General features: G+C 43.9%; 10 protein-coding genes. 5 read left to right on the forward strand and 5 right to left on the reverse strand.

The window, feature by feature from the left end:
- Positions 1-55 precede the first annotated feature (55 nt).
- Together GQR89_RS18965 and pbp4b are read right to left on the reverse strand one after the other, a co-directional pair.
- Positions 56-1,687 (reverse strand): serine hydrolase, encoded by a 1,632-nt coding sequence (locus GQR89_RS18965; protein ID WP_233269021.1) that lies wholly within the window; start codon positions 1,685-1,687, stop codon positions 56-58.
- A 53-nt stretch (positions 1,688-1,740) separates the two neighbouring features.
- Positions 1,741-4,215, reverse strand: a complete 2,475-nt coding sequence (pbp4b, locus tag GQR89_RS18970) for a penicillin binding protein PBP4B (protein WP_158771562.1) — start codon at positions 4,213-4,215, stop codon at positions 1,741-1,743.
- A gap of 483 nt (positions 4,216-4,698) precedes the next feature.
- Between pbp4b and GQR89_RS18975 the strand changes: the two genes are divergently transcribed.
- From GQR89_RS18975 to GQR89_RS18995, 5 genes are all read left to right on the forward strand, one after another.
- Positions 4,699-7,725, forward strand: a complete 3,027-nt coding sequence (locus GQR89_RS18975) for a TonB-dependent receptor (protein ID WP_233269022.1) — start codon at positions 4,699-4,701, stop codon at positions 7,723-7,725.
- A gap of 133 nt (positions 7,726-7,858) precedes the next feature.
- Positions 7,859-9,742, forward strand: coding sequence for a glycoside hydrolase family 3 protein (locus GQR89_RS18980; protein ID WP_158771566.1), 1,884 nt, complete (start codon positions 7,859-7,861; stop codon positions 9,740-9,742).
- An 89-nt stretch (positions 9,743-9,831) separates the two neighbouring features.
- On the forward strand, positions 9,832-10,233 hold the full coding sequence (locus GQR89_RS18985; RefSeq protein ID WP_158771568.1) for an NUDIX hydrolase: 402 nt from the start codon (positions 9,832-9,834) through the stop codon (positions 10,231-10,233).
- Between the two features lie 228 nt (positions 10,234-10,461).
- Positions 10,462-11,313, forward strand: a complete 852-nt coding sequence (locus GQR89_RS18990) for an SIS domain-containing protein (RefSeq protein ID WP_158771570.1) — start codon at positions 10,462-10,464, stop codon at positions 11,311-11,313.
- 345 nt (positions 11,314-11,658) lie between these two features.
- The gene (locus GQR89_RS18995) at positions 11,659-14,508 is read left to right on the forward strand and encodes a TonB-dependent receptor domain-containing protein (RefSeq protein WP_158771572.1); all 2,850 of its coding nucleotides are present in this window, start codon (positions 11,659-11,661) and stop codon (positions 14,506-14,508) included.
- 93 nt (positions 14,509-14,601) lie between these two features.
- On the opposite strand, the gene GQR89_RS19000 is transcribed toward GQR89_RS18995, so the two are convergent.
- The 3 genes from GQR89_RS19000 to murQ all read right to left on the reverse strand — a co-directional run bounded on the left by GQR89_RS19000 (position 14,602) and on the right by murQ (position 17,636).
- Positions 14,602-15,120 (reverse strand): PepSY domain-containing protein, encoded by a 519-nt coding sequence (locus GQR89_RS19000; protein WP_158771574.1) that lies wholly within the window; start codon positions 15,118-15,120, stop codon positions 14,602-14,604.
- Between the two features lie 420 nt (positions 15,121-15,540).
- Entirely contained in the window at positions 15,541-16,716 is a 1,176-nt protein-coding gene (locus GQR89_RS19005; protein WP_158771576.1) for an exo-beta-N-acetylmuramidase NamZ domain-containing protein, read from the reverse strand.
- Positions 16,716-17,636, reverse strand: coding sequence for an N-acetylmuramic acid 6-phosphate etherase (murQ, locus tag GQR89_RS19010; RefSeq protein ID WP_158771577.1), 921 nt, complete (start codon positions 17,634-17,636; stop codon positions 16,716-16,718). Before murQ ends, GQR89_RS19005 begins: the two co-directional genes overlap by 1 nt.
- Positions 17,637-17,639 lie beyond the last annotated feature (3 nt).

The following is a 17,639-nucleotide window of genomic DNA, read 5'->3' on the forward strand; positions in this document are numbered from 1 at the left end:
GAGGCCTAAAAATGCGCCCCAGAATATAGATGAAAAATTGATTTAAATCAGATGGTTACTCTTTAACTTTGCGCAAGTTCAGATCTTGAAAATCGTAGCTAAAATCGATATCGGAAAATACAGGGATCAGCTCAATGTGCGTTACCCGTGCGTTCTCATCTCGATGGAACTGTGCGTACACGTCAGCCTCTAAGCTTCTGTCGTCCCAACGCACTAAATAGCGATCTGTTTTATTGTCTGCAAATAGCCCACCAATTAACTTCACGACACGGTTAGAACGCAATTGAATACGCCCATCTCGCTGTTCTACATAAAAATCCCCTAACCAATAGTCGCGATAGTTGCCTAAAGCAGTTTGAAGTTCAGGGTCGCTAATTAAGACTGGTTTGGTTTTTGAGAACTGATCGTTTAGCCGCTCAACATGGGAAGATTGTGCTTTTGCGGTTTTGTTATCTAAAGACGACGTGTTAGGTGCGAACACATCAAGCCAATCCGTTTTACTGTCACCCAAGTAAGGTTTCATTAGGCTGTACATAAGTGCGCTGCGCGCTGCACTCGATTGTTGATTTGTCAGTACCACCATGCCTAAGTCTAATTCAGGAAAAAACGTCACATAAGAATACATACCCGTTAAGCTACCGCTGTGGTGAACGCGCAACTGACCATCAACATCATTCAAGCGCCAACCTAAGCCATAGGCACTGAAATGGCTGTTGTTGTAATACTGGTCTGTGCTTGATACCGGCATAATGGTTTTTGCTGACCACATTGCTTGATGCTGGGTCATTGAAAACAAACGTTTTCCATCCGCTGTAACACCTTGATTGAGCTGCAGTTGCGCCCAAATAAGCATGTCCTCTAAGCTGCATTGAATGCCACCAGCAGCACCGGAAACATTAGGTTTACTGGTGTCCACGTCACGCAAAACAGTCACTAATTTACCGTTTACTATGCCATGTGGTGTCGCAGCTGAGGTTTGCTGCGCTTTGGGTATGTGACCTGCAAAACAGTGCTGCATGCCTAAAGGGGCGAATAAACGCTGCTCGACAAATTGCTCCCAACTTTGTCCACTCGCAGCAGCCACGACTTCCCCCGCGACAATATAAAGCAAATTATCGTAGGCATAATCTGCTCGAAACTGGCCAGTAGGTTTGAGAAAACGCAGGTTATGCACCACTTCTTCTCGGCTAAAGCTTGACGGCTCGGGCCAAAGCATTAGATCTCCTGCGCCTAGTCCCAAACCACTGCGATGAGTAAGTAAATCGGTAATCGTAAAGTGCGCGCTTATCCACGGATCGTGTAACTGAAAATCAGGTAAATGTTTAACGACCGGGTCGTCCCAGTTAAGCTTGCCGTCATCGACCAATATCGCTAACGCCGCTGCTGTGAATGCCTTAGTATTCGAGGCGATTTTAAACAGGCTTTGTGCAGTAACAGGCTCCTTACTGCGAATGTCCTTCACCCCATAGCTTTGCTTAATCACCACCTGACCGTCTTTAATCAAGCCTAAGGCAACGCCGGGGATATGCAAGCTATCCATGATCTGCGCGACCTGTACATCTAATTTAGACTTGTTTAACACTGATTCGTGCGGTTCATTTTGTGTCACTTGCGCCCCTGTCGGTACCGTCCACATACATACGAGTAAGGTAATGAATTTGATGCCACTACAGCGTAAAAAAGTCATAGTATTGTTTGCCTTAAATTCAGTTTGTATCAGGTTAAGCAGCGACATTTATGTTACTCGCCATTCAGAATCGCTTCATACACTAAGCTAATAACACTGCCGTACTTACCTGTTTCGAAGGTTTTGCCCGCGAACTCTAAATGCCCATTGCTGTCCTCTTGTACTTTTGAGTGCCTAGCATTAGTCAGCAAAAATATAGCTAAATCATATTCTGGGTCGATAACAGATACGGTACCGGTCCAGCCGGTATGCCCATAAGCTTGAGCGCTGGCATAAGGTCCAAAGTGCCATTTATTCTGACCATGGCCGGCTCGGCGCCAACCCAAACCAAAACTGTCATCATGTTCTTCGGGCTTAATGAATTGCTGTAAAACGGCTTCTTCGAATACCTCTGTTTCGCCATAACCACCACCGTTAAGAAGTAATTGTCCGAGTACGGCTAAGTCGTCAACGGTTGAGAATAACCCTGCGTGCCCAGCAACACCATCGAGTGAATAAAAGGCTTTTTCATCATGCACTTCACCTTGTAAAACGTATTGACGCATATTGTTAAAACTCACTCGCCCGCCACGGCTATTGCCCTGAATTTCAGTGGCGGCAAACTCGCCTTTCGCACGTCCTTTGCGTAATGGATTAAACAAGGTATTGCTCAACCCTAAAGGTCGGTAAATCTGATTCTCAACATAGGCATCTAATCCCATGCCGGTGATGCGTTCGACCAACATACCAAGCAACATATAATCTGTATCGCTGTATACGGCCTTCACGTTCCGCCCCATAGCAAACGGCACGCGATTTAACAGCAATTGATCCGTTCGTTTAGCATCCTGTGAATATAGGCTTTTACCCAGTTCATTATCTGGGGTGAAAAAACGCACCTGAGGGGCATAACCTGCAGTATGCGTGAGCAAGTCACGTACTAATCGGGTTTCGCGGCCAGCACCTTTATAATCAGGTAAATAATGCTGTATTGCTAAATTCACGTTCAACTTGCCTTCACTGGCCAGTTTCATTAAGGCTAAATTGGTGGCAAACATCTTGGTATTAGAAGCAATATCAAACAGCGTACCAATACGCATTTTTGCAGGCTGACTGAGCAATTCGCCACTGTCGTCATATTTGCGGGCATATCCATAAGCGCTGCGTTTTATAATTTGCCCATCTTTGACTACCAATAGCACGGCTCCTGGAAAGTCATCCGCTACATCTTGCTCGATCAATGCATCAACCTGCTTAAAACTCGTTTGATATTTAGCACTGTTATCGACTAACCGAGGAAAAGGTATGGTCACTTGTAAATTGCTCCCCTCAGGCAGCACATTATCTACCCGCAAGGTATTAATACCGTCCTGGGTGCGACGTTTAAGGCTATATTGATAACGCTCATCGTTAGTAAAAGGCTGGGTTATATTCAGCTTTTGGCCGTTCACGTATATATCAGCCTGCTTAGCGTTCAAGCTACTGATTATAATATCGCCGCGCCCTTGGTAGCTCTTAAAACGCTCGCGATCATTCACTAGCACGCGCGTACTGCGTTCTTGCATTGGAAAAATCTGATCAACCTGACCGTGCTTAGGTATGTCTTGAAATGATGCTTCATTTGATGCCCCTGACGATTGTTCCTCTATATAACGTGCCATCAATGTTTTAGCTTTATACGCAAAATATTTATCGAGTAGAGCAAATACCGCCGCGGCGGTTTTACTATCGATTTGGCCGGTAACCTGCCAAGGTAGAAAATGCATTTGAAAGGCACTGACCACATCATGGGTCTGATCATCAACTATCCCAGTCTCTAAAATATCATAACCGTAAGTACGCAAAGCGCTTTGCACCAGACCGATATTCGGCTGATATAGTGTGAAACGTTGCCAATATTCGTCCAATGTGTCGTTGTCGTACCAAGCCCCTATTCCTGCTTTATAAAGCTCATGCCAAGGAAACCGCGGTCCTGGATCATTCTTGCGCGCAGGGGCAATATCCGAATGGCCAACAATCCGCGTGGGTGAAATATCAGGATTACGCTGGAGAATATCCTTACTAAGCGCAATCAACAGTTCAATTTGTTTAGGATCATAATCAGGAAATACACATAGGCGATTATCGCTATGTTCTGTTTTTGTCTTATTAGTAGCTTGTTTATCCCAGTGACACTCGGGCACATTAACTATTTCAATACCGATGGAAGAATCATTTAATTCTCTTCGCCCCTGCCAAAAACTATTGCCCGCATGCCAAGCACGTTTATTCTCGTCAACCAGTTTCAAAATTTCCAAAGAAGAATGGGGATAACTAGCATCGTTTGATTCAGGAATAAGATAATGCGCACTAAGGCCGCCCTCATCGACTAATGCATCAACCGAATTTTGATAATCGATAGCAGTGAAATGCATTACTAAGAATTTCACTCGATAACCAAAATTATGGGACGGCAACGCATTAATCGGCAAGGTTGCACAACTGACGATGCCCACCGTTAAGGTGCAAATCAATACAAAACGCTGCCAATTCACTATAAGTTTTTTCATAACACTCAGGATATCCCGTTGCCCTAACATCTACCAGATCACCAAAAAGAATAATTAATTACAGTCATGATAAATAATTAGAATAATAATTCCATTACTTATTGCGCTAAATTTAGTCAATAAGCCATTAATGCTTTCTTCTGTGCATCGGACGTCCCTGTACTCAAGGAATAACCACCGAAAAAAAGCCACTGCAGAATAATCAATATGAATTTAGCAAACCTACACAGAGGTAATAAAACATACCAGTACATCCTAGTCGAGACTCAAGAATGGCGTGGCTGCCTGGGAAAGTAAGGTTAATTTATATAACCAGATATAGATAAATTATTACTAAGAATGCAACATTAAAGAACATATTATTCTTGACGCTAGCCAATATTGTTTGTTAAATGCACAGATAAGAATAATAAAAAAACTTTATGAAGGCTTATGAGTCGTCGTCCTCAAATAAAAAAGCACAAGCAACAAATAGGTGAACACATGGCAACACGAACTACTAATTTTATACAACAGCGTATACACCGCGCCATGCAAAGTGCATGGACCAATCGTGCTACAGCATTATCAGCCGTACTACTGGCGGGCTCATTAGCTTGCGCACCAGCCGCTATGGCTCAACAAGCAGGCGGCATCAAGGGTAAAGTCGAGACCCAAGCAACTGATATTTCGGTTAACGATGTAACAGTCACCGCTTCAAGTAACGTGATGCCAAAACCTAGAACGGTTAAAACAAAAGCAGATGGTAGTTATGTATTACCTGCACTTAAACCCGGTAAATACACCCTGACCTTTACCTCTGCTGACGGCACGGTTCGACAAACTCAGGTCGATGTATTATTAGATCAGACATCAAATGTGGATGTTGCGTTCGAGGCCGCTCCTACCGATAGCACTGAAGTGATTCAAATTATTGGCTCTCGTATCAGTCGTGAAGGGGATTCTTCATTAACCAATTCTTTGGGCGAGGATGTTTTATCTCGCGTACCAATCGGTCAAGACTATCGCTCTTTGTTGGCTATCATTCCGGGTGTGCAGTATTCAGAGAATGCCACCCTTGGTCCATCAGCTGGCGGTTCAGGTCGTGACAACAAATATGGTTATGATGGCGTAGACGTATCGTTACCTATGTACGGCAACCTTGCATCTGAGCCATCAACTCAAGATATTGCCTTTGTATCGATTGATCGTGGGGGCGCAAAAGCAATCGGCTTCAATCGCGCTGGCGGTTTATCAATCAATACCTTATCTAAGTCAGGTACCAACGAATTTCACGCCAGCGTAGAATATCGTATTGAGCCCGCTAGCTTATCTGCCGACCGTGATACCACCGAAGGTACGGATGCAAACTTCGATGAAGATAAAACATGGATGAGTGCAAATGTAAGCGGCGCTTTGATTGAAGATGAATTGTATTTCTACGGTTCATACTTTGGCCCAGAAATAACACGTGACAACAAAGAAACGGCTTACGGCCCGACTAAGCAATATAAAAGTGACCGTGATGAATACTTCGGTAAATTAACCTGGGCTCCCACTGAAGATCTTTTATTTAACGTCAGCTACAGAACATCGGATAAAGATGTCGTAGGTGATTCTGTTGATACAAAGGCCGCAGACTCCACTTCTGAAGGTAGCTCGGTATCGCAAGATATCTTTACTGTTGATGGTTCATATATTATTGATGACTACACCACGTTAACCTTCCAATACAGTGACTTTAAAAACGAAAACTCTAGTCGTCCTGACACCAATTTTTCAGGCGTGATTCCGTCTATTGGTGGATCGATTGATTTGAATAGCCTTGACCAACTAGGTCTATTCACTGTACCTAACATTAAAACTGATGAAGGTTTTGATGCAGAAACAGCGCAAGCACTGATCAACGCTTACGGCTATACCGATGAGGCAGGAGTGCTTACAGGCGGTGGTAACATCGGTGGCGCATCTCTTATCAATAACCAAGATTTCTCTCGTAAGAGCTTTGAAGTTGCCCTTGACCACGAAATGGAACTGGGTAATACCGTTCATAATATTCATATCGGTGGTCAGTGGAAAGAGAGCGAAGAAGTCCTTACTCGCCTTTCAAATGGTTGGGGGTCAATCAGTTATAACGGCGGATTAAACGTTGATACCGATTTTGTAAGTGACGAAGCGATTTATTACAGCGCAACGGTTTACTCAAATAGCTTAAATGGTGATGAAAACTTAAACCCACTTACTTCAACATCCGAAGTTATCAACATTGAAGTCAACGATACGATTGAGCATGGAGATTTCACTTATAACGTCGGTTTCTTGTTCAGTAACGATACGCTGTACGGACAAGGCTTAAGAGAAAACTCGGCAAATGCATCTGGCTACGAAGTCGCACCTGGCAACAAGTACAAAATGTATGAACTTGATTTTATGGATATGATCCAACCAAGATTAGGTGTTACATGGGCGTATAACGGTCGCGATAGTGTGTTTGCCAACTTCGCTAGCTATAACCCTGATACGACTTCTTTGGCGCGCGCAGCATCATGGGATCGTAACAATCAATCAACCCAAGTAGTTTACTTTGATGCAGAAGGTGCCTTTATTGGTAACACTGAAGCGAATGGCTCATCTGGTAAATTATTCCAAGATGACATGGATGCACGTCGTACCGATGAAATCACAATTGGTATGACCAAATACGTATCAAATGAATTCTTTGTTCGTACTCATGTACGTCAACGTAAAGCCTTCCATGCATGGGAAGATCAGCCTAACAATGCCCGCACCTACGGCGACTATGGTCCTTTTGGTGGCGTGCCAGAGAACTTACGTGACAAAGGCCTGTTTATTCCAGACTTAGCGGAGCAATACGCAAGTATGGGACTGTCGGCAAGTGATGGTAGCTATGTAATTGCCGAACTCGATGGTGCAGAAAATACTTACTACGAGTGGAGCGTTGAAGGTGACTACACTGGCGATAACTTCTACTTGAACGTTTCTTATGTATGGAGTCATTACTTCGGCAACTATGACCAAGACATTACCAGCACAGCTTCTGACGGTAACTTGTTTGTTGGTTCATCTAACTTAGGTGATGGCCGTGGACGTATGTTGTGGGATGGCAAGTCAGGTACCTTAAACGGTGACAAGCCTCACGTATTAAAAGCATTGGGTTACTATACAACGGATTGGAATGCTGACATCGGTTTCAACTTTGTATATCAATCAGGCGATGTATGGGAAGCATGGGATGGCGGAGTTTACGGTTATTCTAGCTCAACGATTCGTTATGCTGAACCTGCTGGTAGTCGTCGTGAATCAAGTCATTGGCAGTTAGACTTGAACTACGCACAGGCCTTCAACATTACCGAAGATTTGGAGCTGAAGTTTAAAGCCGATGTATTTAACGTCTTCGACAGACAGACGGGTTATAACACTCAACCTATCGTTTCTAGTGCCACTTTCGGTCAATCGCAAGATTTGATAAATCCTCGCCGTATTCAACTTTCGGTTAGTTTGAATTACTAGTCCAACTTAACGACTAGCCTTAGCGAATACAGGTAGTTGTTTTTTTATCCCCGCTTATGCGGGGATTTTTTTGGGTTAATTTTATTTTATAGGACGCAAATTAAGAGCGTCTCTTTATTTTCAGGAGTGAATCATGGGCGTTAAGCCGTTGCGTTTTAGTGTAGTGAGTTTGCTAATTTTCAGTTGTATTTCCTGCGTCAGTCACCCGACTGTCGACCCTAAACTTGAAGCCTTAGTGGCGCAAAAGTTAATGTTAGACATACGTTACTTTTGCCCTAATGTAACCCATAGTAAACACGCTAAAAAATGCACCACGCCTGTCACTGCTTTACCAAAATCGCTAAAAAATATGATTAGCGATACTGGGGTGGGCGGCATCATCTTGTTTGCCAATAACTTGGTTGATACCGAGCAGATGATTCGGTTAAATCGTGACTTACAAGCCGCTGCGGCCCAAGGCGGGCACAAGCCACTGTTTATTTCAATCGATCAGGAAGGCGGTCGTGTGGTGCGCATTCCACAGAATATCAGCACAGCTTTCAGTGGTAATATGGCTATCGGAGCAACCTACCCGCTACATGGCACGCATTTCGCAAAGATCAGCGGAGAAGTCATCGCGAAAGAACTGGCAGTATTAGGCTTTAATCTTAATTTTGCGCCAACAGTAGATGTAAACGTCAATCCAGAAAATCCTGTTATTAATGTGCGCTCATTTGGCGAGAATCCGCAGATAGTCGCTGAACTGGGCTTAGCGCAAATGCAGGCTATGCAAAGTAACGGCATTATTTCCGCCCTTAAGCATTTCCCTGGACATGGTGATACTAGCACCGACAGTCATTCAGGCTTACCGCTTGTCGAGCATGATATCAGTAAGATAGAAGCGGTCGATTTAGCGCCATTTCAATATGCCATTGATAACGGCGAGCCCGGTATGATCATGACCGCTCATATTCAATACCCAGCCCTCGATAACGCGGTATTTAATGCGACTGATGGTAGCCGCACCATTTTGCCCGCCACTATGTCTCGCGTGATTTTAACGGACTTATTGCGCGATAAAATGGCGTTCAAAGGCGTGATCATCACTGACGCGTTAGACATGGCGGCGATCGCTCATTTCTACGCACCAACAGAGGCGGTGATACAAACATTCAAAGCCGGCAGCGATATTGCGCTTATGCCAATAGCCGTTCGCTCACCGAGCGATATTCCTAAGCTTAAGAAGCTGATATTTGATGTTGCCTATGCAATTCAAAAAGGGCAATTATCGATTGAAGAAGTGGAGCAATCTGTCGCTCGGATTAATACATTGAAACAGAGCTATATTCAGTCTGAATCTGCTGATATTGATATAACGAAAGCGATTGATTACGCACAAACGGTTTTGGCCGCGCCAGCGAATTTACAAGCTGAGCAAGCACTTGCCGACAACTCGATCGTAGCCATTAAAAACCAAAATGTCTGGCCTATTCGAGAAAGCATTCAACGAATTCATATCACCATGCCTGATAACAGTAAGTGTATTGCCTTAACCAGTGCACTGCAGCAAACGATAAAAACCCTAAACACAACAAAAACTATCACTTGCTCTAGCTTAACCAGCGACAACTCAAAAGACATTTTGGCATTACAACATCTCGCTCAAATGGTCATTTTTAGTGATATTACCCCCCAGCAAAGTTTAGTTGAAATGGGTGGTATGGACGACATCAACGACTGGCGTCTACGTCCCAATAAAGACCAATTAGATGCAAAGCTGCTCACGTTGATTAAAAGCACTCTGCCTCAACAAACTTCGTTGCTAATTAGCATGCGCACCCCATACAAGGTAAAACAGTACGCAAGCGATGTAGATGGCATCATTGCCAGTTTTGCTTATAACACGCAAACTGTAGAAAGCGTTGATAGTAACGGACAAAGTTATGTTAGCTATCAGGGACCGATTTATCGTGCCATAGCGGACATATTAATGGGTCCAAAACATGCTACTGGCACATTACCGGTCAGTATCGATTAAACGCCCGAAATAATTTAATCAATAAACGGTCTTTATACACCTGAGCTGATATTCGCTAAGTTGAACGAGACCGAGTAACAGGGGTGGGTATGGCATTTAACGATACCTTTCGTATCAGCAGTCACGGCGTTATTTTTAATGACGCCGGACAAGTATTGTTGCTAAAAGCGACCTATGGAGACTGCTCTTGGGGTTTGCCCGGTGGTGCATTAGAGCCCGGGGAAACCATTCATCAGGCTTTGTTGCGGGAATGCCATGAAGAATTAGGCGCCAGTGTGAGCATCGAATATTTGTCCGGAGTGTATTATCACAGTGCCTTTAATTCGCAGGCTTGTATTTTTAAGGTGCGATTAATTGAGCATAAAATTACCTTGAGCGACGAGCACAGTGAATATGCCTATTTCGACATTGATTCATTGTCCGACGTACAAAAACAACGCGTTCAACAGTGTATTAAGTTTGATGGAACCGTAGTCAGTGATCGATTTTAGGTTGCAAAGCGACCTAAACTGCTCTAAAAACATGTCAGAATAGTCGGTTTTTTCAAGATAATTATTATATTAATTACTGCAAAAAGCATATGAATAATTTATGTTCCTTAAATTGAACATTATTCGCTTTAACGGTAACCTTATTGCTCTTCCTTTTTGTTAGGTTTTGTACGTAAGTTACTAAAATTACGGTAAACTAAATAATAAATTATTACTCAGAGTTGCTTAATGTCTACTTTCACAAAAATAAAAGCCATTAAAGATACCCTTTCTAACAGCGAACTTAAGCTCGCTAAATTCGTGCTTAGCTCGTCCAATGCGGTGCGTGATCTCTCCTCTCAAGAACTGGCCAATGTGGTCGGCGTAAGTCAATCAAGCGTAGTAAAATTTTCGCAAAAGCTAGGGTATAAAGGTTATCCTGCCTTTAAACTCGGGGTCATTGATGCCTTAAATGCTAATACAGGCGACGCTAACTTACACGGTAAAATCACCTTAAATGACAGCTTTCGCCAAGTATCTGAAAAACTATTAAGCAGTAAAGTAGCGGTATTAAACGAAACTAAAAATCTAAATGAAGAAGCCGCCTTTCATCAAGCGGTAGAGCTGCTTAAATCAGCTAAACGCATTCTTATTTGCGGCTTAGGCGGTTCAGCGTTGGTAGGTAAAGATTTTTCATACAAGCTACAAAAACTGGGCATGTTGGCCATTGAAGAACCTGATATGCATGCTCAACTGGCTTTCGCGGCCACATTATCAGAACAAGATTTAGTGTTTGCCATTAGTGAATCCGGTAGCACACGAGAAATTGTAAATGTAGTTAAGCAGGCTAAGCAGAATAAATGCAAAGTCATTACTGTAACGCGCTATGGTCCAACACCCGTATCAGATTTGGCTGACATTAAACTGTATTCAGTGGCTGAAGAAGAATCGGCACGCTTATCGTCAATTTTAGCCCGTACCGCCCAAGAGTTTATTATCGACATACTATTTATTGCGATTACCCAGTCATCACGGCAAGGCAGGCAATTATTGGAAAAAACTAACTCAGTTGTCAGTGACTTTCGGCAATCCTCTGAATAAAATCGGCGCAAAACGTATATTTTCGCCGCTTATTCGCTTCAATTAGTCAGTTCTTAGCCTTGCCCCCTCGCCTGCTTAGTATAACTAACTGATGTAACTAAACATATTTCCCATCTACCGCTACCCTCGTCAGTATTACACGTTCAAAAGTCACTCTATTTGTACAAACTGCAAACAATAAACGGGCAATCCACAACCAATTTAAAAGTTATTAACACTATTTAACAAAATATTTACGCTATATTTGTTTGAAATATCACCTTATCACCAATACAATCCGCTGCAATCTGCACTTATAGCAGATAGATTCCTTATTTTCTAATAGATACCTCTTCAGGGACACTTATGAACAAAATCACTCACGCCGTTAAGGTTGCGTTGTTAGGTAGCACCATTGCTATGACCAACAGTGCTTTAGCTCAGCAAAGCGAGAATTCGCAAAACGCAGACACAGTAGAAAAAATTCAGATTACAGGTTCTCGCATTTTACGTGAAGGCGCCATTGCCCCTTCACCTGTGACAGTGCTTAGTGGCGAAAGTTTACTTAATACTGGCGCCATGAATATCGGTGAAGCGTTGAACGAACTGCCCGCATTAGCGAGTACTTACTCTTTATCAAACTCTGGCCAGTTTATTGGTACGGCAGGTTTGAGCCTTCTTGATTTACGTGGAATGGGCACTGAACGAACCCTAGTATTGGTTAATGGCAAGCGCCACGTCGCAAGCAGTGCGGGCACCTCTTCGGTAGATACCAACACCATCCCTACCAGCTGGATCGAACGCGTTGAAATCATCACTGGCGGCGCATCAGCTGTTTACGGAGCTGACGCAGTAACCGGTGTGGTTAACTTTATTCTTAAAGACAAAATTGAAGGCCTGCAAGTCAGCGCCACTAAAGGCTATGCCGATAACCATGATTACAGTAACGATAAGTATTCATTCTCTTACGGTACTAACTTCAACGATGATCGCGGTAACATCGCCTTCTCGGTTGAGCATAGCAGCCAAGAAAGCCTGAACGCCCTTGATAACCCGTGGACGTCCACTTCATACCGTAATTTAACAAACAACGCGCAAACTGATGAAAATAAAGATTCTTTAGCGTTCCCAGATGATATTTATACCCCAAATGCGGGTATTTACGCACTCAGCAACGCAGGTACCTTTGCGATAGGGGATGATTACTACTCATTTAACCCGAACGGCTCAGTACGTGATGTATACCTTGGCGATAACGTTGATGGTATTGCCTGTGAGGATTGTGATTTTATCAACTTGAATCAGTTCACCGAGCTTCAACCTGAGTTTGACCGTACTAACTATAACCTTAAGTTGAGCTACGACCTAACCGACAACATTCGTGGTTATGTGGAAGGCAAGTACGCTCGAACGCGCTCTACTAATATTGCTCAGCCTGCGTTTTTCTTCTTTGAAAGCGACGCAGATGCGATCACTATCCAAAACGATAACCCTTACGCAGGCGAGGACTTACGCGCTCTAATGGGTGCAAATAATCTTACTAAAATTACTATCGACCGTATGTTGACCGATGTTGGCCGGCGTACAGAAGATGATGAGCGTGAAACCACAGCATTTGTTGCCGGTCTTGAAGGTTATATCAACGATGATTGGGGTTTTGAAACTTACATTACTCGCGGTGAAACCAAGCTTGCGCGTGCAAACAAGAACAACCTAGTACTCGCTAACTTTTATAACGCAGTAGATGCTGTTGCAGCTGATGACGGTTCCATTGTGTGTCGTGACACGGCAGCTCAAGCAGCAGGTTGTGTACCATTGAACTTATTAGGTGACGGCGCGCCAAGCGAAGCCGCTCGTAACTACGTTAACACCACCTCTGTTGGTAACAGCACCATCACTCAAACGGTTGTAGGCGGCTCGGTAAACAACTCTGGTATTTATGAATTACCAGCAGGTTATGTGGGTTTTGCTGCAGGTATTGAATACCGCAAAGAAGAAAGTGAAATTGAAGAGCCAGACAACGCCGAAGGAACTTTCTTCAACGTATTAGGCGAAGACAAGGGGGATTTCGATGTTAAAGAAGCCTATGTAGAGTTCTCAGTCCCCTTGTTGGCTGACTTGCCAGGCATTCAAGATCTGAATTTTGAAACCGCACTACGTATTGCAGATTACAGCACTATCGGCAATGCAAAAAGCTGGAAGTTAGGCCTAGATTGGCAAGTGTATGATGACTTACGTATTCGTTCTACCCACTCATCAGCCCTGCGCGCACCTAACATCAGCGAATTGTTTGGTGAAGCAAGCCAGACGTTTTTCAGCATCGACGATCCTTGTAAAACCTCTGAGTTAGGTCAACTGGCTGACGCATCGACACGTACCACGAACTGTGCCGCTTTAGGTGTGCCAACTGAATTTGATTCAGATTACGATCAAGCAACTATTGAAGGCGAGCAAGGCGGAAACATTAACCTTCGCGCTGAAGAATCAAAAAGTACCACTGTGGGCGTGGTTTATCAGCCGTCTTACCTTGAAGGCTTTGTTGCCACAGTAGATTACTGGAAAATTGAGCTGACTAACGCCATTTCTTCAGTAGACTCTCAAACCATTCTTGATCGTTGTGTCGATAACACTAGCGGTGTGAGCAATGATTACTGCTCGCTTATCTCCCGTGATGCAAGCGGTGAAATTTCACAAATCAGAAGCTTTGCCCTTAACCTTTCAGGTCAAGATGCTGCGGGTGTGGATTTCGAACTTGGTTATGACTTTGATGCGTTTGGCGGGTCATTCAAAACTAACCTAATCGGTACTTACCTTATTGAGCGTAAAGAATATCCGTTCCAAGAAGATACCTCTGACTATGTTGAATATGCAGGTACTGCAGGCGAATCAGAGTGGCAAGGTATGGTAAGCGTGAACTATATGGTTGATGCATGGCAAGCCGGTATCAAAACTCGTTATTTAGAGCGTGTAAGCATCTTTGATAACCAAGAGCTTGCGGTTAATCCTAACCGTAGCACCTTGATGGAATATGGCTCATACGCAGTTTCTGACGTCACTGTAGGCTATGCATTTGAAAATGGCTTATCACTAACAGTCGGCGTAGATAACGTGTTCAACCGTGAACTTCCTTACGGAACAACCGGAACAGGCGAGAAGACAGGTGCTTATGAAAACATTGGTCGCTTTGGCTATATAACGCTTTCATACGCGATGTAATCGCCCTTTATCTCAGTAGAAAATAACACATTAAAAAGGCCTCAATTGAGGCCTTTTTAATTGCTGTAATTCATCTCACGGCCCCACTAGGCGCTATGAACCAAATACCACCACCAACAACGCAAATATAAAACCTATCCCAGCGATTTTAATGCTATTTTTGAACACTTTGGCCTTGGGCATAAACATCAAAAATGCAGATACCACAAAAAACAACAGCACGATGCCAAAGGTAATATTTAAGATAAATAAAGGGCTGTTGGTTGTGGCTTTGTGTAAATTGACTAATTTCCCCAACACCAATGGATAATCATCTTTGGTCACCATAGCTTCACCGGTATCTTTATTATAAACACCATAATTAAAGCGTACTTCGCTGGCATCTTCGCCGGTGACTTTAAACCCTTTTACATGCAACGCTTTCTCCAATGCCTGAGGATCAAGCTGAGCAGCTAAGGTGTGCTGCGTGGTGTACTCGAATTTCATAAAGTCAGTACTGCGAAAGATCAGTAAAATACCGCTCACTGCGTAAACCGACATAATGCCCGCGAGGAAAAACCCCAACCATCTGTGATATTGCCTAAAAGTATTGTGAAATTTGGGTGATGCCATGACGCCCTCGGTAATCGGTTTTAACAAAATAAGTTTTACCTGCTACACAGGTGAAATCGCCGTATTTAACCACACAGCAGAGTAGTTGTCTGATAACTTTACCTTTGTTTGCACATAATTGGACTTTCGATCTCCCTGATATAGCGCATTTACACTTTGCTCGCCGTCACAACTTGTGAGTTAGGCGATAATAGATCGTGATTTTTCTATACCACAGGAAATCAGCTAGCAATGGACAGACACCGCACACTTGGGAGAAATCAGCGTGCTGACATGCTCCAACTGTCAGCGGATCCTCGTCAGGTTTTACCTAAGACGATTGCTGATATACAAGTCATGAAAACCATTTTCGATGGTAAGCGGGTGTATGCAGCCCCAGTAAACGCAGTAGTGTCAGACTCTTCAAGCATTGGAGGGCACTTATTTATAGAGCAAATAAGGCTGACGTTGCACTTTAAACTCATCGAGCCCAGCCTGCCAACTTTGCTTTATTTGCTCTGCGCTTTGACCTGCTTCAATTGCTTTGCGCATACGATCGGTGCCTGCCAGTTTGTCCATAAAATTTGCTCGGTCAAACAGCCTCATGCCACGCTTGGCAAATTGTGCTTGGGCCGTAATTAGCCAGTTTACATCTAACCCTCTTTGTGGACTTTCGCGTAAATCTACGCCATGGAGTATTTTGCCTTCGAGTTTAGGGTGCAATGCACTGCCGGGGCGAGATTCAGGGCTAAATTCAAATGCCCCTAGCGCAATCTCATTGAAAGCAAATACTTGAAAAGGAAAGTCGGTCCCTCGCCCAACACTAATGGGCGTTGCTTCAAAAAAGCACAAACTGGGGTACAAACCTATCGCCTGATCATTAGGTAAATTGGGGCTCGGGGCGACAGGCAATGAATAGGGCATATCTCGCGTATAATTGGCCACAGGTATGGTCACTAAATCAAGGCTCTGCGCTTGATTTATCCACTTTTCACCTTTAATCATAAGAGCCAGTTCAGCCACCGTCATACCGTGCAAGACAGGGATAGGGTGCATGCCCACAAATGAACGAAACTCAGGTTCAAGGATCGGCCCATCGGTAAAGCGACCGTTTGGATTTGGACGATCCAATACCATAAAACGTATACCTGCCTCTGCAGCTGCTTCCATCATGTAATGCATCGAGCTAATGTAGGTGTAAAAACGCACCCCTACGTCCTGAATATCAAATACCACCACATCAAGCTGTTTCAGCATTTCAATCGGAGGTTTTTTAAATTTCCCATAAATCGAGGTAATTGGGATCCCCGTTTTAGCATCAATCTCACTGTTTACGTGAGCTCCTGCATCATGATCACCACGAAAACCATGCTCAGGGGCAAATATACGCGCTACGTTTATATTGTTCTTTATCAAATAGTCCACTAGGTGCGCCTGACCGACCATAGATGTTTGATTAACCAGTAGCCCTACGCGCTGACCTTTTAACTGAGCTAAGTAAGCATCAGGGCGCTCGGCAGCAACTTTAATACCGGCGCTAACAGTGACTGCTTTATTGGACTGGCTGGCACACGCGCTTAGCAATATTCCGAACGCAATAAAAAGTAATATTCTCATCATTTGTCTTTAGACACAGCATGGCGTAAGTAGCCATTATGCTGGGTCAACTTCTCACGGGCCTGCTCTACGCTGCTACTGGTGAGGATCATCAAAATCGCAACTTTTACTTCTTTGTTGGCTTGAACCAGCGCCTCTGATGCGGTTTGCTCATCGCAATCCGTGGCCTGCATCACAATACGTATCGCTCTGGCATACAGCTTTTGATTGCTGGCTTTTACGTCAACCATCAAGTTTTGGTAGGTTTTACCGATACGGATCATACTAGCCGTGCTTAACATATTGAGAATAAGCTTCTGGGCAGTACCTGATTTCAAGCGGGTAGAGCCAGTCAGTACTTCAGGGCCTACCTGGGCGCAAATATCAATATCAGCTATCTGACCAATTAACGATTTGGCACTGCAGTTAAGAGCAATAGTTTTTGCCCCGCACTGCTTGGCATATTCAAGTCCGGCGGCCACGTAGGGTGTACGGCCACTAGCAGCAATACCCACTAGCACATCTTTTGAATTCAGCTCTATCGCCTTCAAATCATCCACCGCCATCTCACGATTATCTTCAGCCCCCTCAACTGCATGTGTCACCGCTTTTTCACCACCGGCAATAAGGCCGATTACCATGCCCTGTGGCACGCTAAAGGTCGGCATACATTCAACCGCATCTAGAATACCTAAACGCCCGCTGGTGCCAGCGCCCATATAAATTAAACGTCCCTTTTGCGTAAAGCTTTCAACTATCGTATCGACTCCAAGCGCGATATTAGGCAACACAGCATTAACCGCTGCGGCAACCTTATAGTCTTCAAGGTTGATTTTTTCTAAGATCGCCAGTGTCGATAAGGTATCGATATTGAGCGTGTCCTGGTTACGCCCCTCTGAGGCGATCGTGTTCAATTCACTGAGTAAATTTGCTTGAGTCATAAG

Origin of the sequence: Paraglaciecola sp. L1A13 (genome assembly GCF_009796745.1) — a bacterium.
In the GTDB taxonomy this organism is placed as follows: domain Bacteria; phylum Pseudomonadota; class Gammaproteobacteria; order Enterobacterales; family Alteromonadaceae; genus Paraglaciecola.